Below are 19,873 nucleotides of genomic sequence, written 5' to 3'. Positions count from 1 at the left end.
TATTCTGTTTTATACAGAACGCTTTGTAAAGCCGTCCCATGCAGTGAGTAGGAACACCACCATGTGTGCTATAAGAACGCCTACGGCAAATGTCAGGCTGTGCTGAGCAAATATTGAGTAGCCCTTTGAGATAGAAGCAAGGTCTGTGTTTGCGAACACAAGGAATCTTGCCCAATCCTGTCCAAGCTGACCCAAAAGCTGTGTGACCGTTGAGCCTATGCACATTGTGAATACGCTGACGCCGATAGCAAGAGCCGTGCTTCTTACAAGTGACGAGATAGCGAACGCCAGTGTTGACATTACCACCATTTCAACGCTTTTCATCAGATATTGCTCTGCCGCATAAAGCAGTGTAGGCATTTCCTTTACCTCGCCGCCGCTTACATAGATATAAGGCGTTGAAAAGCCGTCAAAGCCGAGCATAAGCCCTGTAATAGGTATCATCACAACGAAAAGTATGCAAAGCATTATGTAACCCACTGTGATGACAGTGAAGTATTTTGCCATCAGTATCTTCCAACGTTTAACAGGGTTTATAAGCAGGAACTTGACAGTTCCCTGTGAAAATTCAGAGGATACAATGCCGCCTGCGATAACGATAGCAAGCAGTGCGACTACTGTCACAAGGGAAGTGCTTGTGAGAAACACTGTCCAGAATGTTATCTGCTCAGGCTCGCTTGTTTCAAACAGCGACATCTGGTTTGCCGTGTTGTCGAGCTTATCATTGTCAAGCTGATAGAGTGCAAGTTTTATATTATCCTCCAGCTTTGCTCTGCTGTTCTGTCCGTCAGACTTTGCGTCGCCCATGGTCGCAATGGTGTTTTTTGCGTTTGCAACTGTCATGATAAGATCGTTTTTCTTCTCGTTTGACTTGTCAAAGGAAATATCCTTGTCCAACCTGTATTGATATTCCCACTTTTCGCCCTCTGTGAGTATTTCATTATCCAGCCTGTATTGACAGAAGCCACGCCAATCGTTGTCGTCAAGATATTTCTTTATCCCTGACATATCACCGGTGCCGTCTGCAAACATGGCTGACAGTACGTCATATCTCCAATCATCGCTGTCGATATCGTTGTCGATTAGATACTGCCACATTGCGATCTCGTTAGGGTCGCCGTTTGTGTCTTTGAGCCAATCTATGTTTTGCTGATAATCACCAGTTGCGTCATAGCTTGAATAGTTATTGCTCTCCATATTGTGCTTTGCAAAAAGTGCAATTCCTGAAAGTCCAAGCGCACATATTATTATAAGCACGATCATTATTTTTGTTGATAGTTTTTTGAAAACCTTTATGTACTCGTTTTTCACAAGTCTGAAAAATCTAGCCAATCTGTACGCCCCCTTCCTTTCCTCCTGTAAGCTCGATGAATACGTCCTCAAGCTTCTTGTTCTCTCTGCGGTGAACAGTGTAAAGTGAAACTCCGCCATCGATAAGCGTCTTGTTCACCGACGCTATTTTTTTCTTCTCTATCTCCACAGGGATAGAAAGGACAACTGCACCTGTTTCCTTGTCGATACGCTTGCCCTCGTCTGCGAGCATTATAAGGTCCATAGCCTTTTGCGGGTCGTCAACTTCAAGTACATATTCAGCAATTGAGCTGTCAGACTGTGAGATAAGCTCTTCCATTGTGTATGAGCCTATCATTTTTCCGTTTGCGATAATGCCCACTCTGTCGCACATCATTTCCATTTCGCTCATGAGATGTGACGATACCACAACGCAAGTGCCTTCTTTGTGAGCAAGCTCTTTGAGTATGTCACGAAGCTCCTTTATGCCCTGCGGGTCAAGACCATTTGTAGGCTCGTCAAGTATAAGAAGCTTTGGTCTGTGGAGGATAGCCTGCGCAACGCCAAGACGCTGACGCATACCCAGAGAGTATTTTGACACCTTGTCATTAATGCGGTTTGAAAGCCTTACAAGCTCCACCACCTCTTTGATACGCTCCTCAGTTACTCCCTCTCTCATTCTTGCATACTGACGTAGGTTTTCAAGTCCCGAGAGATACTTGTACATCTCAGGGTTTTCAACAATGCCTCCAACGTTTGCCATTGCGCCCTCGAAGTCTTTTCTGATATCCTTTCCGTCAATGGATATCTCCCCCTCGTCAAGCTGTAAAAGTCCCACTGCTATCTTTATAGTTGTGGTTTTTCCTGCGCCGTTAGGACCGAGAAAGCCGTAGACCTCGCCGCTGTAACACTCCATATCTATGCTGTGAAGTATCTGCTTTTTGCCAAGGGTCTTGTTAAGCCCCTTTATCTTTAGAATAGTATCACTCAACGCTGTCTGCCCCCTCGCTGTCGGTATTTTCTGCACTGTCTGAGCTTTCTGCCAAACTGCTGTCCGGAATTACCTCAGACTCAGCCTTGCTTTCATCAGCCACGCTGTCACTGTTGTTATCATCAAAGCTGTAATCCTCGCCATATCCATAGTCGCTGGACGTTGCTATCTTCCAGCCGTCAGAGGTACGCAAAAGATAAAATTCAGCATATTCATAACTGAAAATCGCCTTGTATGAAGATGTGCTGGGCTTATAGTTGTCGGCGTTTGTGTAATTGCCGCTTGTCATGGTGTTTATGCCGTTGGTTGTGAGAAAAGTTGGGTCGCCCTTTGATACGTCATAGCACACATTGTATATCATAATGACCTTTGCTCCGTCAGCTCCACTCTTGTTTATTGACATCTCTTTTATGTCATACTCAGCCGAGGTGATATCTCCCCCCTGCGCTGCAACTTCAGCCTGGTTTATTTCCTCCAGAAGTCCTGACTTTGACGAAGCGTACTCATTGTCAGATGTGGTGTAGTCAGCATAATGCTTATTCACAAAATCTGTCAGCTGACTTTTTAACTTATCACTGCTTCCAACGTTTGCACTTGTCAAGTCTGCGATATAATCCCTCATGGTCTGTTCTATCTCAGGCTTGGAAGTCTTGAACTGGTTGTTATCATACACTGTGTAGCATACAACGCCCAGCGCAAGCACACCGCCAAGAACCAGACCTCTGTTTATGTTTCTTAGTTTCACTGTTTCTCCTCCTTGTGTTTTACCTTTTTCAGACGTATTATTGGTGTCGTATATAAGTTTATCATAGCCCTTTCCAACTGTCAACCGCTTTAAGAAACGCTTAAGATTTTCATAAGACAACCATACAGACCATAAGATAAAATACGTTCTTTGTTTAAATATCTGTAGTGGCGAACAGTTCGCTCTCCTTATTAGCGTATTTGCAAGCAAAGCAAAAAGGCGGTGGAACACGCACGATAACGTATCCCACCGCCTATATGGAATGAGGAAAATTATCCTTTTTATAAAAACAGCTTCAGGTCATTCTCTGCCTTTTTCGGGTCTTTAAGACTTATGCTCCTTACCGCCTTTCTCAGTGGCAGTACCCTTGACGGAACTACCGACAGCATATCAACGTCAAGCTCCAGAAATATCTCTGTGAGCGTTGGGTCGCCTGCTATCTCACCGCAAATGCCTGCTTTTATGCCGTTTGCATGTGCGTTGTCGCAAACCATTTTTATCATTCTAAGCAGTGCCCTGTGATTTTTCGGTGACACCCTGTCATAGCATGGGTTCTGCCTGTCAAGTGCAAAGGTGAACTGCTCAAGGTCGTTGGTGCCGATGTTGAAAAAGTCCACCTCTTTGGCTATGATATCGCTTGTCATCACCGCCGCAGGGGTCTCTATCATTGCCCCGAGCTTAACATTGTCGGCAAATTTCCTGCCCTCTTTTATAAGCTCTGCCTTGACCTGCACGATAAGCTCTTTCACCCTCAGTATCTCGCCCACGTCTATGACCATAGGCAGAAGTATTGAAAGCTGTCCGTAAACAGACGCTCTGTATAACGCCCTTAGCTGTGTTTTGAATATGCTTTCTCTTTCAAGACAAAATCGTATGCCTCTACAGCCCATAGAGGGATTTCTCTCAGCACTCATGTCTGCACAATCTGGTATCTTGTCTGCACCTATATCATAAGTGCCTATTATGACCTCTTTACCCTCCATTGCCTTCAATGCCTTGCGGTAGGTGTAAAACTGAAAATCCTCGTCAGGAAAAGCAGGTCTGTCAAAGCACATAAACTCCGTTCTGAAAAGACCTATCCCACCTGCGTCGTTTTTTACCGCCGATTCAAGCTCCTCAGAGTTGAGTATATTCGCATATATCTTTATCTCATGTCCGTCACGAGTGATGTTCTTTCTGCCTTTGAGCCTTGTGAGAAGTTCCTTTTTCCTGCCCTCAACGGCTTCCTTGTATTCAAGCTGTCTGAGCGTATGCTCATCAGGCTCTATGTAAAGCGTTCCGCTGTAGCCGTCAAGGACGGCTTCCTTGCCCTCGTATTCGTCAGAAAGCTCCGTTCCAACGTTCACAATGGCAGGTATGCCAAGATTTTTCGCAAGTATCGCAGTATGAGAGTTTACAGAACCGGACCTTGTGCAGAAGCCCTTTATCTTCGTCTTGTCCATGAGCAGGGTTTCTGAGGGCATAAGGTCACCGGTGCAGATAATGGCGTTCTCTCTGAGTATGGGAAGCTTGTCGGCACAGTTTAATATGTGTCTTAAAAGTCTGTTTGAAACGTCCTTGACGTCAGCCGCTCTGCTTTGCATATATTCGCTGTCCATTTGTGCCAGCATTTCCGCAAAGCTTCTTGAAGTGCTTGCGACCGCATAATCGGCATTGAAATGCTCGTCAAGTATCTTTGTGCGAATACTGCTGTCGTATTGCTCGTCGGTGATAAGCATTTGGTGTATCACAAATATTTGAGCGTCGCTTTCCCCAACGCTTAACCTTGCACGGTCATAAAGCTCTCCAAGCTCCACAAGAGCAGCGTTTTTAGCCTTGACATATTTTTTGTATTCAAGTTCAGGGTCGGAAACTTTTATCTTGTTGATGATAAATTCGTCACGATGATAAAAGGTCAGCTTTCCTCTTGCAATGCTTCCGAATACCGATCGTCCTTTTATGCTTATCATGAGCGCTCACCCCCAAAAACATACCTATCTGATATAATTATATCACCCTTTGATTAACGATAAAAGTAAAATGCCGTCTGTTTACAGATTATTAACAATATTCGTGATTTTAGCAAACAAGACAATCAATATTTCAGCAAATTTAACAAATCAGAAACATTTTGCAATCTTATGTCAAAATCAGAATAGTACAATCCCTAAAAATCATATGATTAAAAAGCGTATGAGCGATACTTTATATAAGGAGGGACAAATATGTTTTCAGCACTGTTTGAACTGCTTACGGGGAACTTTCTATTTTTCGCACTGCATTTTGACAGCCGCAGCGTGTTTCCAAAACCGCTTTCGGCGAAGGAGGAGCGTGAGTGTTTTGAGAGAATGGCGCAGGGTGACAAGGCGGCAAAGGATAAGCTTATCGAACACAATCTCCGTCTTGTGGCACACATTATAAAAAAGTATTATTCAAATTCCACAGATCAGGAGGATCTTATCTCTATCGGCACTATCGGTCTAATAAAAGCTGTGTCAACATTTGACCACAAGAAAGGCTGTCGCTTCGCCACCTATGGGAGCAGGTGCGTGGAGAACGAGATACTAATGCACTTCCGCTCCCAGAAAAAGTCTGCCAACGATATCCACTTTGACGAGCCTGTTGACTCCGATAAGGACGGCAATCAGCTTTGCCTTATCGACATAATCGCAGACGGAGAGGACGTTGCCGACAAAATAGAACTTTCCATTCGCAGTGAACAGCTCTACCGCTATATCGAAAGCTCTCTTGATGAGCGTGAAAGACAGATAGTCACTCTGCGCTATGGTCTTTTCGGTCAGCCGCAACTGCCGCAGCGAGAAGTCGCAAAACGCCTTGGTATCTCACGTTCCTATGTTTCAAGGATAGAAAAGAAAGCTTTGAAGCTTCTTAAAGACCGCTTCGATAAGCAGTGATAGGCGTTGACGCAGTAGGGGCGAACAGCGTTCGCCCGCTGATTATCATATCATGTCATGACATTGTTTTAGCACTCATAAAGTTAATATGCTAGCACTCACATAACGAGAGTGCTAAAATTCAGCTAATGTTCACAATATTTTCACACAATGAACACATAGCAGGGGTATCATAAAGACAATGAAGAAAGGAAATGATACCAATGGAAGAGCAGAATAAATGATAAAAGCTTATAAGATAAATTAAGATATAACACATCAAGGAGGAATTTATATGTTTGGACTTACACCATTTGAAAGAAAGAGCTACGACCTGTTTAACGCATTCCATGATTTTGAGAATGATTTCTTTGGAGAAAATGCACTCCAGAGCTTCAAGACCGATATCAAGGACGAGGGCGACAAATATGTAATGGAAGCAGAGCTTCCGGGCTTTGATAAGGACGATATCAAGCTTGACATCTCAGGCAACGATCTTGTTCTTACCGCTGAGCATAAGGCAGAGACAGAGGATAAGAAAGACAAGTATATCCGCCGTGAGAGGACATACGGTTCTTACCAGAGAAGCTTTGACCTTACAGGCATTGATACGGGCAATATCTCCGCAGAGTACAAGAATGGTATCCTGACCCTTGACCTGCCAAAGATGCAGGAGGTAAAGCCTGAAACCAAAAGACTTGAGATAAAGTGATTTAAGTAAAGCCAAGGCTTTGAATGAGGCGATACCAATGGGTCACGATATGATTTGCAATAGGTTTTGCTAGAATAAAATATCCGTGAGAGCGAAATGCCCCCACGGATATTTTTTGCTATCACGATTTTTTCTCACGGCTTTTGAGCCATATTTTTCGTATTAGTATGGCAAGTAAAATTCCTGCCACTGCACCGCTTGTGTCGATAAGAACATCACGCACCTGCCCTGCACGCCCCGGCACGAAAAGCTGATGTATCTCATCGCTTGAAGCGTAGATGCAAGAAAAAACTGCCGCAAAAAGCCCTCTGTATCCAAGCTTTTTCACCTTTGAAAAATTGATGAACGCCAGCATTCCAAGCAAGGCGTATTCGCTGAAATGCGCAAGCTTTCTTATGATGAACGTGGCGGTGTCCTTGTATTCCGCCTGCGCTGTAGTGTCAAGGCTGTCATATACAGGGTTGACAAATTCTATCACTGTGTTAAACACCGCATTTGATTGCTTGTTGGACTCGTCAGCATTGTTTGCCGAGAACATGAATATCACCACGCACCACAGCACAAGTGCCAACGCCTTAAGTATTATCTTTATCCTGCCTTTTGAAGTTGCTTTCAATGTAGCCTTTCAGCTCCTCTTTTTTGTTTTCCACCTTTTCGTCTATAACACCATTCAATGCAAGCTCCAGCCCAATGCCGATATCCTTTCCGCCAAAGCCCATTTGTATAAGATCCTTGCCGTTTATGTCAAGGTCGCAAATGTGTATACACTCGTTGTCCTCTTTTATCTCCATTGCAAGCTCTGCGATATGGTCAAGTTCTGCAAGCTTTTCCTGCCGTTTGTAGTCCGACTGGGCATATGTGTCAGCCCTGCGCACTTCCAGATAATCCATAACAAAGTCAAAGTCATGCTGAGCCATAAATCTCCGCACCGATTTTTTCGTGGCAGGTATCCTGTTGTCATGCTCCCATATAAGCTCATAAATATATTTCGCCGACGCATTGTCTATCCTGAGCCTTTTTAATATCTTCTCCGCCATGTAAGCCCCCTGGAACTGGTGCTTTTTAAAGTGCGAAATGCCGTTCTCGTCAACAGTGTGCATTCTCGGCTTGCCAATATCGTGAAGAAGCATAGTAAGCCTCATCTGCCACTGTGGTCTGACGTTCTCAACGCTCAAACAAATGTGACCGTAAACATCAAGAAAATGGTGGGGATTGTTCTGCCTGAAATCAAAGCTTTCCCGAAGTTCAGGTATGAACACCGCTATGACCTCACGATAGTCAAGCAATATCTTCCTTGCACCCTTTCCGCAGAGAAGCTTTTTAAGCTCCGACGCAATGCGTTCGGCAGAAATGCTTTTTAAAAGCTCACGTTGTTCAAGTATAGCCTTTGAGGTCTTTTCCTCGATCTCAAACCCAAGGCATGAAGAAAATCTCAGCCCTCTTAATATCCTCAGAGCGTCCTCGTCAAAACGCTTTTCAGGGTCGCCAACGCATTTTATAATGCCCTTTTCAAGGTCGCCTTGTCCACCGTAAAGGTCAATAAGCCCCTCTTTTGGTGAGTATGCCATAGCGTTCACAGTAAAGTCACGACGTTTTAAGTCCTCCGCCAGCGAGCTTTCAAATGTCACCTGAGCAGGCTTTCTATGCCCTATGTACTCTCCGTCACTGCGATAACAGGTTATCTCCACCGGCTCGCCCTCTATCAAAACAGTGAGCGTGCCATGCTTCAGTCCGGTTTCAATAGTGCGGAAATTTGCGAAAACTTCAAGCATTTTGTCAGGGGTGCAGTTGGTGCAGACATCGTAATCATGAGGCTTTTTCCCAAGCAAACTATCTCTTACACAGCCACCGACTATATATCCCTCGTAGCCGCACTCATTCAGCCTGTCAAGAGCTGTCCTGACAAACTGCGGAATAAAGATCTCCAATTTACTGCCTCCCTTTATAGTTTTGTGAATTATGTGCGACTTTCGGGTCATAATATTTACATGAATATCTCGAAAATAATTGACCCAAAAATCTCACGGAGAGCGTTCCTCGCCCTCACGGGTATAGTGAGCGCACTTATGCAATCTATCTTGAATTTGCCGTGGCTTGCGTTTTTTATCTTTGCGCCAATGGTGCATTGCCTGTCAGTCTGCCATGAAAAAAGGGCTTTCAGGCTTGATTTTCTGTGCTTTTTTGTACCATATTATCTTTTCCAGCTCACTTTTATGCTCACCATATGGAAAATATGTCCTCTGCCGTCCTTTGTCTCTATACCTCTTGCCACTTTAGCGTGGTTAGGTCTGACCTTGTGGGAGTGTATCCTTATGTATCTTCCACTGAGCCTTTTCCTGCCCCTGCGACCGCATCTCAAACACCGTTTATCTGAGATAGTTTTGCTCTGCCTGCTTTTGACAGCAGGGGAGTGGCTTCAGGAGAAAGTTCCGATTTTGGCATTTCCGTGGTCTGCGGCATGGCTAGCTGTAACAAGTTCGCCGCTGCTTTTGCAATCCGCAACGCTCATAAGCTGCCGCCTTACAAGCTTTATAATTTTCCTGCTCAACGGTCTGCATGGGGAGATATATACAAGCAAAAAGCGTTTTGCCTGCACCGCCTTTGCACTGCTTTTGCAGGGGGCAAATTTAAGCTATGGACTTTATTCCATAAACCTGGACAAAAAGCTTGATAACATCTACCCTCAGATAGACGTTATCTGCGCTCAGGATAGTCTGGAGGGCAGGGAAAAATCACACCGTAAAGCCCTTGACTCAGCACGCTCCTATCTTTCTATAATGGAAAGCTGTTGGCGGTGGGGTACCGACCTTGTTCTGCTTCCTGAAACTGCCGTGCCGAAAGACTATGACGAACAGCTAAAAGAATTTTCCCTTATATCAGACTTTGCCGCCACCCATGGGTGTACCCTTGTGACAGGCTCGTTCTATCTTGAAAACGGCAAGGATTACAACGCCCTTTTCGCCTATGATAAAAACGGCATTGCGTCTTCGCCCTACCTGAAACAAGTGCTTGTGCCTTTCGGTGAAAAGACACCTTTTGCAGGCATTTTCCACCTTGACACTATGAGCGAATGTGCAGACGAAAGACACACCAAGCCCCTCACCTCAGACGGCATGACCATAGGCTCTGTTATCTGTATAGAGTCCATTTTTCCAAGCCTTGTGAGCCGACAGAAAGAGCAGGGCGCACAGATAATTTGCGTTTCCACCAACGATTCATGGTTCGGCAAAAGCTCCGCCCGTGAACAGCATTACCGCCACTGCATAATGCGAGCCGTTGAGAACAGAAGATATGTCCTCCGTGCAGGAAACTGCGGAATATCAGCGATAATATCTCCCACAGGCGAGCAACTGTCCGTAAAATCGGACAAGGCAAAAGGTGCGGTGTGGGGAAAAGTTACCCTTATTGGCAGGTAACTTTTTTTACCACTCTATCTCAAAAAGTCTAGCCATATAAGGTCTGTCAAACTTAACGGAAACATTGCCTGTCGCCTTTGAAAACTCCACAGGGGTTTCGCTGAAATCAGGATAAATGCACTTCACCCTTGCGTCAACACCTTTGAGGAAGCCTATAGGCAAAACGCAGGTGTCGCTCTTGCCCTCTCTCCTCCATACGGCAAGATAAGCCTTGTTGCCGTTTCTCAGACCGAGAGATACCCAGTCGTCCGAAAATTTGGACAGTCCCAAGCTCCAGAACGGCACTGCTTCCTTTATGTCCGCCCTTATCTTCTTGTAAACGCTGATAGCTTCCTTGACAAGTGCCTTGCGCTCAGGGTCGATGTTGCCAAGATGACCGCTCTGATGTATTCTCAAAAGCATTGCGTTAATCATGTTGAAAACAACTTCTTCTCTGTCACCTGATGTGATAGGATAAGCCCAGATAGCCGATTGCTCAGGGCAAAGGGCAGTAGGGGAGTTCGCCGCAATGGTACAGTATTTTTTGTAATCGTCCTGATCTGATGTGGATTGAATGGAGTATCTTGAAAGCATCGCATAGTCCATTCTGAGCCCACCGCTGGAGCAGTTTTCTATAATAAGGTCAGGGTGACGAGCAAAAACACCGTCAAGCCATTCAAGGTAAGCCTTTTCATGACCCCACAGACCCTCGCCAACGCTGTCGCAGTTCTGCTCAGTGCCGATGCCCGGCTCTATATTGTAATCCATTTTTATATAGCCTATGCCGTATTCAGAAACGAGCCTGTCTATTACCTCGTCAGCGTGGGCACGGACTTTCGGATTCCTGAAATCGAGCTGATAACGGCTTCTGTCATAGACCCTCTTGCCGTGACGTGTGAAAAACCAACTGTCATCGCAAACGCTGTCCACAAGCGGACACTTTATTCCCATGACCTCTATTTCAAGCCAAAGTCCAGGTATCATGCCCTTTTTGCGGATATAGTCGGCAACTTCCTTTACGCCGTTAGGAAAACGCTTTCTGCTCTCTTTCCATTCGCCGACCTCGTCCCACCAAAAGCCGTCAGCATACCAGCCTGCGTCAATGCAGAAATATTCACAGCCTGCCTCTGCCGCAGCGTCCACAAGTGGAAACTCCTTTTCAGCCGTTGGGTCGCCCCACAGACAGTTCATGTAGTCGTTGAATATTACCGCAAGCCTCTGATTATCCTTGTTGCGGCGGCGTATTTTTCTGCGGTATTTCGTCAGCTCGCCCATAGCCTTGTCAAAGCTTCCTGTCACCGAGCCTACTGCACATTTCACGCTTTCTATGCTCTCATTAGGCACAAGGTTTTTATACCAGTGGGACTCTATCTCCGACGGGCCAGAAAGCTGTAAATAAAAGTGTCCTCCCACGTCCGAAAGCTCCCAGTGCCAAGAGCCATTTTGCTCTATCTGCCAAAACAGCACAGAGCCTGCTTCTGTGTTTTCAAGCACACCCATTGGTATGTATTCCTTTGCCGACCAGTTTCCAACGTTTGTGCAGGCAAAGACCTTTGATGAACGCTGTTCCGTAGGCTTAGCAGAGGACGCAAGCCCCACCTGTTCAAGAGTGTAGTCCTGCCACTGCAATTCACGCTGCCATGAGTTGTAGCATACCCATATCTTCATCTTGTCTTCAGGTTTTTTAAGCCCCTCTTTTTCTACGCCCGTCAGCGCAAAGGAGGACATATATTCAATTGTCTGTACCTCGCTGCCCTTGTTTGTAAGGGTAGTCCAACAGCGTACAACAGACGTGCCGGTGTAAAACTGATAGTGGGACACAGCTTCAAGACCTGTGCCCTCATCAAATGTCACAAGCTCAAGCTTTCTGCCATGGTCATTGTTCACATCACGGAAGTCCTTGAACTTCATTCTCCAACCCGGAGCGGTCACAATATATTTGTTTCCGTGACGCTCGTCAGGGCGGTCGATACCGCTCGCCTGTATCTCTACAGGTCTGAAAGTTTTCAGCCCCATGTATGAAGCACTTTTTGCCTCATCAAAAGGCAGAGCAGAGAAGTGCAGAAGCTTCGCCTCGTTCTCGTCTGTTATCTCAAATACTATATTAATGCCGTTTTCATATATCTCAATACGTTTCATATTGGGTATTTCCCTTCGTAATCTATTTATCTGTACATATTATCGTACACTTATATCATTTTCGCAAGCTCGTCAAGTATCCTGTGAGCGGCTTGCTCTTTGGTCATAATAGGCAGCTCCACAGCACCGCCCTCAGTGATAAGGGTGATAACATTAGTGTCCGTCTTAAAGCCTGCGCCAGCGGTCTTTAGTGAGTTTGCGCATATCATATCGCAGTTTTTGTTGGTGAGCTTTTTCTCAGAGTTCTTGATAACGTCCTGCGTTCCATGGAAAAACCGCATATGACCTGACCGTCACGTTTGTGCTGACCGAGATAGCCAAGAATATCCTTTGTGCGTTTTAGCTCTATCTTCATGTCATCGTCAGACTTCTTTATCTTGTTGTCAGCCACCGCAACAGGCGTGTAATCGGCCACAGCCGCCGCCTTTACGATAATATCCTGCTCAGGAGCAAGCTTTGTGACAGCCTCAAACATATCCGCCGCAGACTTTACGTTCACAACGTCCACGAACATAGGCGGCAAAACCTCCATGTGACCTGCCACCAACGTCACCTTTGCACCTCTTTGCATAGCCGCTTTAGCCACCGCACAGCCCATTTTTCCGCTTGAATGATTAGTGATGTACCTCACAGGGTCGATAGCCTCCATGGTCGCACCAGCTGTAACAAGCACCTTTTTGCCTGCAAGATCCTTCTCAAAAGCAAGCTCCCGAAGAATGTATTCAAACAACACCTCAGGCTCAGGCATTCTGCCGTCGCCGTCATCACCGTTTGCAAGCATACCTCTGTCAGGAGCGATCATCTCGTAGCCGAAACGCTCAAGCTTCTGGATATTGTCCTGCACAATAGGATTGTGATACATATTGTGGTTCATGGCAGGGGATATCATTTTCTTGCAAGGGCAAGCCATGACAGTGGTGGTGAGCATATCGTCAGCAATGCCGTATGCTATCTTTCCGATAACATTAGCGGAAGCAGGAGCGATCATAACAAGGTCAGCCTGCTTTGCAAGAGCAACGTGTTCAACGCTGTATTGAAAATTTCTGTCAAAAGTATCTATAAGGCACTTATTGCCTGTGAGGGATTCAAAAGTGATAGGGTTTATAAATTGAGTGGCGTTCTGTGTCATGAGTACCTGAACATTGCAGCCTTGTTTTTTAAGCAGCCTTGCTAAAGTTGGGATCTTGTAAGCCGCAATACTGCCGCTGACGCCGAGAACGACCGTCTTACCTGAAAGAAGCATAGAGATGACCTCCTTAGTGGAATATACAAGGCAACACCGCACAAAGCCCGCCTGACGGCTTTGCACGCCATCTGCTTGCGGATTTTCCGTCATATCACACAAAAATCTGACTACGCATCTGACGCACGATCTTTGTGCGGTATTGCCTTAAATATAGTATAACACAGATCATGTTGAAATGCAAGATTTCAAGTGATAAGTGAGCATGGAGAATAACAAAAGACCGCTGTTCACAGATGCCCGTGAACAGCGGTCTGAACCATATGTCAATCCTTGTATTGCGAAGTTATCCCGAAGTATTCTTCAAGAGAAAGTCCGCTGTTGGTTATGTTTTGTGCTAAAGGCGTGCCTACATATCTTATGTGCCAAGACTCATACTGATAACCGGTGTATGCCTCTTTGCCCTTTGGATAACGAATTATAAAACCATATTTCGCACAGTTGTTTGCAAGCCACTTGGCTTCTCTTGTACCGTTAAATGAGTCGCTGGCGTTGTTTACGTCTATTGCCATGCCCGTCTGATGGTCGCTGTAGCCGGGTCTTGCGGAGTATTTGTCTGCTGCAGCCTTGCCGTCACGGTTGCAGTACATATCATAAAGGTACTTCTGATCGTAATAAGAGCGGTAGCCTGAGCATACCCACAGGCTTATGCCGTCTTTATATGCGGCAGTCTGCATCTCTTTGAACGCCGCAGATGTTTCTTTGGTCAGACCCTTTGGGTCGTAGCTTGCAGGGAGGGAATATGTTTTGTTCGCCAAAAGAACTCCGTCAACATAGCTCATGCCGTTTATGACCTCGACAGTGTGGTCTGGGGTCTTGACGGTTATCTCCTCGGAATATGCTCCATAGTGATTTGAACCTTTATCGTCCGTCTTGCAGGCTCTTACCTTGAATCTGTATGTAGTCTTTGCGTAAAGTCCGTTTATTGCGCAGGAATTTACCGTAGATGAAGCTATGTTCTTCCACTTGCCGTTTGTGTATATAAACACCTTGTAGCTTGTGCAGCCTACAGACTTCCAGTTAAGGTCAAGTGTAGAAGCGGTGATGTCAGAAGCTTTTACTCCTGTTACCTTCCTTGGATTTGTGGCGGAATTGTAGTTTTCACAATAGTCGCTGTATATCTTAACTCCGCCTACTATCTTATATGCTCTTACCTTGAAATTCTCCCTTGTTGCCGCAGGCAGACCCTTGACAGTGTATGTCGTGCCTTTCACGTCAGCTATCTCAGGATATTTACCCTTTGAACGCATTCCCACAGAATAGCCGTCCGCACCGCTCACGGCGTTCCAGCTAAGCTTTATAGAGCTTGTGTTAGGTGTCTTGGAGGTCAAACCGGTGACCTTGTCCACCTTGACAGCCTGAGCCGTTATCTCCTGCGAATATTTGCCGTAGTGATTTGCACCCTTATCGTCACGCTTGCAGGCTCTTACTTTAAATGTATAGCTTCCTGCGTCAAGCCCTTTGACAGTGTAGCTGTTTGTATCCGTCTGCGCTATCTGCTTCCACTTGCCGTTTTTCAGCATAAAGACACGATAGTTTGAACAACCCACTTTTTTCCATGAAAGGCTAACGGAACCATTGCCCGTCTGAGCTTTAAGACCGCTTATAGGGCGAGGATTTGTGGCGGAATTATAGTTCACTGAATAGTCGCCATAGACCTTTTGACCGTTCACTATCTTATATGCTCTTACCTTGAAATTTTCCCTTGTTGCCGCAGGCAGACCAGTAACAAGATATGTAGTGTCCGTAACGTCTGCTATCTCAGGATACTGACCCTTTGAACGCATTCCAACAGAATAGCCGTCCGCACCATTCACGGCGTTCCAGCTAAGTCTTATGGAGCTTATATCAGGCGTTTTAGATGTCAGCCTGTGACCTGAGGCAGACTTGTCTGCACCGCAGCTTCAGCCGCCTGCACAGGCATACTCACACTTAGCACGCTGTCAGGCACAGCACCTGCCGCACATATCATCATAGCGGCACAAGCCACTGCCGCTGCATTTTTTCTGTTTATTATCTTTTTCATTTTTCAGACCTCCTTTGATGAAATTCTTTTGCACTTTAAGTATAACACATTTTTACCAGTTTGTAAACACGCAATTCCGAATTATTTTTGTTCACATTTTGTTTTTTATGTTTACTTATACTCAGTTGCAAAACCTCTCTTTTGGTTGCTGAAAGAATGTATAAAAAAACAAAGACCGCAGAAAAAATCTACGGTCTTTTGTGTGCTACTGGAACAAAAAAGATGACATTAAATTCACCTGATTTTGCGGCTTATGAGATATCTTTTAAAATCACATAACCTGTCATTAAATTTATTATATCATATGCATCAAAAAATGTCAAGAGATTTTTTAATATGTACGGGGCTGTACTCGATTATACAACCCATATCTAAAAGAATTATCTCATATCGCTTGGTATAAAATTTAATAATGCTCCCGCTGCCTGTTCCAGCAAATATTCATATAATTCTTCTGAGCTCGTTATGAGGTAAATCTCAATAACACCGTTTCGCTGCGGAATGCCAAAGAATAATTCGCCGTTCTCATCGCGCTTATAAATAAAATCACGGATAATACCGTAGCGATCGAGCATAACCGTTTCAGCATTTTCAGCAAATCATTCTGCAAATTACCGCCGTGTATGAACTCATTTGTTTCTTCTAAAGATAAATTATTAACCTCGCAGAATTGCCTGCATTTGCAAATACCGAAATCCAAAGCATTAACTATTGTCATAAAAGTCTTTTTTGTGATCATCATTTACTTCCACGTTAATTTTTATTAAACTCGTCAATCATCCTGCAATACTCTTTTTCCTCGCAGTCGATATAATCCATAGCAAACTGCTCCGCTTCTTCAAGACTGTCTTTCAGCAGTTCAAAATCAACTGCCACTGAAAAAACATCGATTTCGAGTTTTTCGGATTCATCCGCAAAAACTTCAATAGTGAAGCCCTCACAGCGAATATCATTTCCGTCCTTGTCCTCCCGATGCAGATCAGTATCGGGAGTAATCTTCACATAAAATCCTTTGTATTTCATTCAACCACTCTCCTTAAAATCTCATCTGCATATCGTCGTCAAGGTCGTAATCTTCAAATTCGTCCTCATACAACTCGTCATTTACGGAATGTTCAAGGAACAGCGAATTTTCCAAAGCTGTTTGAAGATATTTTTCATCCAGACCGTTCTCTCTGTAACCCTGTAAAATCGTATTGTAGTACTGCTGACTTGGCGGAGAAAGTTCCCCATAATTCATCAGATATGCCATGCCTAAGACTTCTTTGCCATCCAAATCAAAAGACATTTTTTCCTGTCTGTAAAGCCTCGGATAGCCCTCATAACGGTTTAGGGTAGGCAAATCTCTTTCATCAAGCTCCCAGATAAGAACAGGAACACTTGTACCCTTGCTAGGCACAATAGTCGCAACGCCTCTGAACTCCAATTCATAATCCTTGATCTCCGATGTTCCCACAACCTTTGAATGCGGACACCGATATGCCATTTGTTTAAGATTGATGTTGCTGCCATAGGCAATGTATAGCTGTTTATTTTTCATTTTTACCTCCGATCACATAGACATTTCCATGCCCATTTCTTCATCTTCTTCAAAGTCCTCACATTCGCTCTCTGACGGCTCGAAATTTTCATCGGGTACATTTTCGTTTAACTGCTGAACCTCGCTTACAGGCTCGACACGCTGCTCACGAGCGGCTTGTCGTTCTGCTTTCAGCCTTTCACGTTGTTTAACGGCATCTTCGGGATGAAGCCACGCAATATTACCCTCAAGATGTGAAAGCAAGTGCTTGCGGCAGTTTTTAAACTCCTGCCCGTTCAGACCTATTCGGATAAGCCATGTACGGAACGTATAGCGAGGATTTTCACTCTGTGTCACACGGGAACTTGCTGATTTCTGAGTCAGAGCCTGATTGCTGACTGCCAGAACCAGTGAAATATATGCCCTGAGAACTCCTGCATTCAGGCAACCGTTGAACGCTCTTACCTCGATATTGTTATCTGTAAACACTGGGTGTAAATTCAGGCAACGATACCGTGACGGATCGTAATGTGAGTGATACTCACGGTCATCGCCGTACCATAGCCTTTTTATCGTCTGCAAGTCAGTTGGTTTTCTTCGGTTAAGTTCTTCAAGAAAACGCTTGTCCACTTTTCTGCAATAATGCTGCTCACGATCCGAATTTACTTGCAAAGCCTGATAGAGCATATCCTCTTTACTTGCAAAAATGTTTACTAAATTACGAAGCTTTTGCGCGTTATATGGAGCAAAATCAATATGAATATGGATTCCTGTTGTTTCGTTGCAAACGCCTCCGCTTCGGCGAATAGAACGAACCACTTCCTGAAGCGTCGCCATATCCTCGTATTCCAGAATAGGAGTTACAAGCTCGACGGAATACAGCTTGGAAGCCGGATTCCCGTTTTTATTCGTACATCTGATACTTGCGTCGGACATGATTTTCCAACGCCTATTTTTACCGTCGTAAACATCGTATCTGTCATAACTGCCGCCGTAATGCTCGGTCAAGCCGCCTAAAACCTTTGCGACCGCTTTTGCCGCTGCCGACCTTGTTAAGCCTGTGCATTCTACTTCCACACCGAAACGCTGAGTTTTTATCCCCTCAAAATTGCCTGCCAAATAACCAGCTCCCAACAAAAACAGCTTGCAGATTTTCTCCGCAAGCCGTAAATTTTAATCGTTATTCAATTTCCGTTCTGACCTCGTAACCGCCTTTGAAAATAACCAGTATTTCGGTCTTGCTCAGTATTTTTACGCACTCGATCAGCTTTCTTATCAGTACATTATCAAAGGTTTCCAACTCAAATTTCTCATGCTCTATCATATCCATAATTTTATCAAGCTTTGCCTGAGTTTCTTCTGAAGTCTTGTTCTGTGATTTCAGCATTGTAAGCCGCTCACTTAAGCCTTGTTCTTCAGCATACAGTTTTGCAAACTCGCTGTCAAGCTTGTCCTCGTCGCAGCCGCCCGAAGCTATTAAGTTGACTAAATCAGTCCTTGCTTGATCGATCTCTTTCAGCCGCTTTTCTACGGAAAGGATTTCTTCCTGTCCCTGACATTCCAAAACCGAACCGATATTTGCTTTCAAAATCCTCACAATATCGTTACGGCAGGAATAGTAATTGTTGATCGCCCTGAGTATTCCTCTATGCAGCTGTTCTTCCTTTATAGTGGGTGAATCTGGACAATATTTTTTGCCATGCTCCAATCGGCTCAGACATCTCCAAACGATTTGCTTTTTTCCTCGAGCCGCCCAAGTGGTTCTTCTGTAAGGCGTACCGCAGTGTCCGCAGATAAGAAGCTCAGACAAGGCATATTTGCTGCTGTACTTGCCTTGTTCCGTAACCGTTTTATCCGAAATCTTCCGTTTGGAATTGCGTCTTGCAAGCTCCTGCTGGACTCGGTTGTAGGTGTCTCGGTCAATTATCGGATCGTGATGGTTGGTCACAAGATACATCGGACGTTCGCCGTGATTTTTCACAACTTTGTGAGTGATACAGTCGGAGGTAAACGTTTTTTGAAGGAGCGCGTCGCCTACATACTTTTCGTTCTGTAAAATCCTCGTTATTGTATTGGTCCGCCATTCCGTGCTGCCTGTTTTGGTATGTATGCCTTTGACGTGCAATATCAATGCGATATTTTTCATCGAATGACCGTCCAGAAACATGGTGTAGATCAGTTTTACCGTTTCGGCTTCTTCGGGGATTATTTCCGGCTTGCCGTCCGCTCCTTTTTTGTAGCCAAGCAAATGCTTGTACTGAAATTGTACCTTACCCTCACGATAAGCTTTTTCTTTTCCCCAGCTTACATTTTTACTTATCGATTCACTCTCAGCCTGAGCAAAACTTCCGTACAGAGCAATCATAAATTCTGAGGTCATTGTCAGCGTGTTTATGTTCTCTTTTTCAAAAATAACTCCGATTCCCAAGTCTTTAAGCTGTCTGACATATTCAAGGCAATCCACGGTATTTCTTGCGAATCGGCTTATGGATTTTGTGATCACAAGGTCGATTTTCTTGTTTCTGCACATACGGATCATGCGGTTAAACTCGGTACGCTTTTTTGTCTGGGTGCCAGAAATTCCTTCGTCGGCAAAAATTCCTGCCAGAGTCCATTCTTTCTTTTTGTTAATAAGATCTGTGTAGTATGCAATCTGAACCTGATAGCTGTTCTGCTGTTCCTCCAGTTCGGTTGACACTCGGCAGTATGCGGCAACTCTTAATTGGTGGTATTTATCACGACTTTCCGCTGTCTGTAATCCTGTATAATAAAACTTGACACATACAAAACAATCAAAGTATAATAAAAACAAAGGAGTGTGTCATCAATGGGAACAGGAAAACAATATGATGAAGAGTTTAAAAAGCAGGCAATAAAGCTCGCAAAGGAGATTGGCACCAAGGCAGCAGCAGATGAGCTGTGCATCCCCAAAGGGACGCT

At 44.7% G+C, this 19,873-nt stretch carries 17 protein-coding genes and 1 pseudogene; 3 read left to right on the top strand and 15 right to left on the bottom strand.

Going from position 1 to position 19,873, the window contains the following annotated elements; genetic code table 11:
* Window positions 1–9: 9 nt before the first annotated feature.
* The 4 genes from DW793_RS01900 to ptsP form a co-directional block, all read right to left on the bottom strand.
* Window positions 10–1,332, bottom strand: a complete 1,323-nt coding sequence (locus DW793_RS01900) for an ABC transporter permease (protein WP_181988266.1) — start codon at window positions 1,330–1,332, stop codon at window positions 10–12.
* Window positions 1,325–2,281, bottom strand: a complete 957-nt coding sequence (locus DW793_RS01895) for an ABC transporter ATP-binding protein (protein ID WP_252969615.1) — start codon at window positions 2,279–2,281, stop codon at window positions 1,325–1,327. The genes DW793_RS01900 and DW793_RS01895 overlap by 8 nt, the downstream gene beginning before the upstream one ends.
* The gene (locus tag DW793_RS01890) at window positions 2,274–3,026 is read right to left on the bottom strand and encodes a hypothetical protein (protein WP_118156909.1); all 753 of its coding nucleotides are present in this window, start codon (window positions 3,024–3,026) and stop codon (window positions 2,274–2,276) included. Before DW793_RS01890 ends, DW793_RS01895 begins: the two co-directional genes overlap by 8 nt.
* Window positions 3,027–3,307: 281 nt before the next feature.
* Window positions 3,308–4,975, bottom strand: a complete 1,668-nt coding sequence (gene ptsP, locus DW793_RS01885; RefSeq protein WP_118156908.1) for a phosphoenolpyruvate--protein phosphotransferase — start codon at window positions 4,973–4,975, stop codon at window positions 3,308–3,310.
* Window positions 4,976–5,230: 255 nt separating this feature from the next.
* Here ptsP and sigK point away from each other — a divergent pair, with 255 nt between their 5' ends.
* The gene (gene sigK / locus DW793_RS01880; RefSeq protein ID WP_041337407.1) at window positions 5,231–5,920 is read left to right on the top strand and encodes an RNA polymerase sporulation sigma factor SigK; all 690 of its coding nucleotides are present in this window, start codon (window positions 5,231–5,233) and stop codon (window positions 5,918–5,920) included.
* Between the two features lie 274 nt (window positions 5,921–6,194).
* Window positions 6,195–6,611: an Hsp20/alpha crystallin family protein gene (locus DW793_RS01875; protein ID WP_117897306.1), complete on the top strand. Its 417-nt coding sequence runs from the start codon at window positions 6,195–6,197 to the stop codon at window positions 6,609–6,611.
* A gap of 121 nt (window positions 6,612–6,732) precedes the next feature.
* Here the strand turns inward: DW793_RS01875 and DW793_RS01870 are convergent, their stop codons facing one another.
* Window positions 6,733–7,227 carry a VanZ family protein gene (locus tag DW793_RS01870; RefSeq protein ID WP_118156907.1) on the bottom strand — a complete coding sequence of 165 codons (495 nt, stop codon included), beginning with the start codon at window positions 7,225–7,227 and terminating at the stop codon, window positions 6,733–6,735.
* Complete coding sequence (locus tag DW793_RS01865; RefSeq protein ID WP_118156906.1) at window positions 7,187–8,539, bottom strand: CCA tRNA nucleotidyltransferase; 1,353 nt, start codon at window positions 8,537–8,539, stop codon at window positions 7,187–7,189. The genes DW793_RS01870 and DW793_RS01865 overlap by 41 nt, the downstream gene beginning before the upstream one ends.
* Window positions 8,540–8,599: 60 nt before the next feature.
* Between DW793_RS01865 and lnt the strand changes: the two genes are divergently transcribed.
* The gene (lnt, locus tag DW793_RS01860; RefSeq protein ID WP_181988265.1) at window positions 8,600–10,027 is read left to right on the top strand and encodes an apolipoprotein N-acyltransferase; all 1,428 of its coding nucleotides are present in this window, start codon (window positions 8,600–8,602) and stop codon (window positions 10,025–10,027) included.
* Between the two features lie 6 nt (window positions 10,028–10,033).
* Here lnt and DW793_RS01855 read toward each other — a convergent pair whose 3' ends face one another.
* From DW793_RS01855 to DW793_RS01820, 9 genes and pseudogenes are all read right to left on the bottom strand, one after another.
* The gene (locus DW793_RS01855; protein ID WP_118156904.1) at window positions 10,034–12,145 is read right to left on the bottom strand and encodes a glycoside hydrolase family 36 protein; all 2,112 of its coding nucleotides are present in this window, start codon (window positions 12,143–12,145) and stop codon (window positions 10,034–10,036) included.
* A 50-nt stretch (window positions 12,146–12,195) separates the two neighbouring features.
* Window positions 12,196–13,388 (bottom strand): annotated as a pseudogene (gene coaBC / locus DW793_RS01850) (bifunctional phosphopantothenoylcysteine decarboxylase/phosphopantothenate--cysteine ligase CoaBC).
* Between the two features lie 266 nt (window positions 13,389–13,654).
* Complete coding sequence (locus tag DW793_RS01845; protein WP_118156903.1) at window positions 13,655–15,205, bottom strand: D-alanyl-D-alanine carboxypeptidase family protein; 1,551 nt, start codon at window positions 15,203–15,205, stop codon at window positions 13,655–13,657.
* Between the two features lie 47 nt (window positions 15,206–15,252).
* Window positions 15,253–15,414 carry a hypothetical protein gene (locus DW793_RS14530; protein ID WP_181988264.1) on the bottom strand — a complete coding sequence of 54 codons (162 nt, stop codon included), beginning with the start codon at window positions 15,412–15,414 and terminating at the stop codon, window positions 15,253–15,255.
* Window positions 15,415–15,794: 380 nt separating this feature from the next.
* Window positions 15,795–15,989 (bottom strand): hypothetical protein, encoded by a 195-nt coding sequence (locus DW793_RS14425; RefSeq protein ID WP_147342145.1) that lies wholly within the window; start codon window positions 15,987–15,989, stop codon window positions 15,795–15,797.
* 178 nt (window positions 15,990–16,167) lie between these two features.
* Window positions 16,168–16,437, bottom strand: coding sequence for a hypothetical protein (locus DW793_RS01835; RefSeq protein ID WP_118053002.1), 270 nt, complete (start codon window positions 16,435–16,437; stop codon window positions 16,168–16,170).
* Between the two features lie 13 nt (window positions 16,438–16,450).
* Window positions 16,451–16,954 carry a gamma-glutamylcyclotransferase family protein gene (locus tag DW793_RS01830; RefSeq protein ID WP_118052999.1) on the bottom strand — a complete coding sequence of 168 codons (504 nt, stop codon included), beginning with the start codon at window positions 16,952–16,954 and terminating at the stop codon, window positions 16,451–16,453.
* 12 nt (window positions 16,955–16,966) lie between these two features.
* A complete protein-coding gene (locus DW793_RS01825; protein ID WP_207722549.1) occupies window positions 16,967–18,052 on the bottom strand; it encodes an amidoligase family protein in 1,086 nt (361 codons plus the stop codon).
* Window positions 18,053–18,113: 61 nt separating this feature from the next.
* The gene (locus tag DW793_RS01820) at window positions 18,114–19,745 is read right to left on the bottom strand and encodes a recombinase family protein (protein WP_118156901.1); all 1,632 of its coding nucleotides are present in this window, start codon (window positions 19,743–19,745) and stop codon (window positions 18,114–18,116) included.
* Window positions 19,746–19,873 lie beyond the last annotated feature (128 nt).

This window comes from Ruminococcus sp. AM31-15AC (assembly GCF_003462045.1).
GTDB classification, from domain to species: domain Bacteria; phylum Bacillota; class Clostridia; order Oscillospirales; family Ruminococcaceae; genus Hominimerdicola; species Hominimerdicola aceti.
The sequence above is the reverse complement of the archived record's forward strand: the minus strand, read 5'-3'. Positions and strand labels throughout refer to the sequence as shown.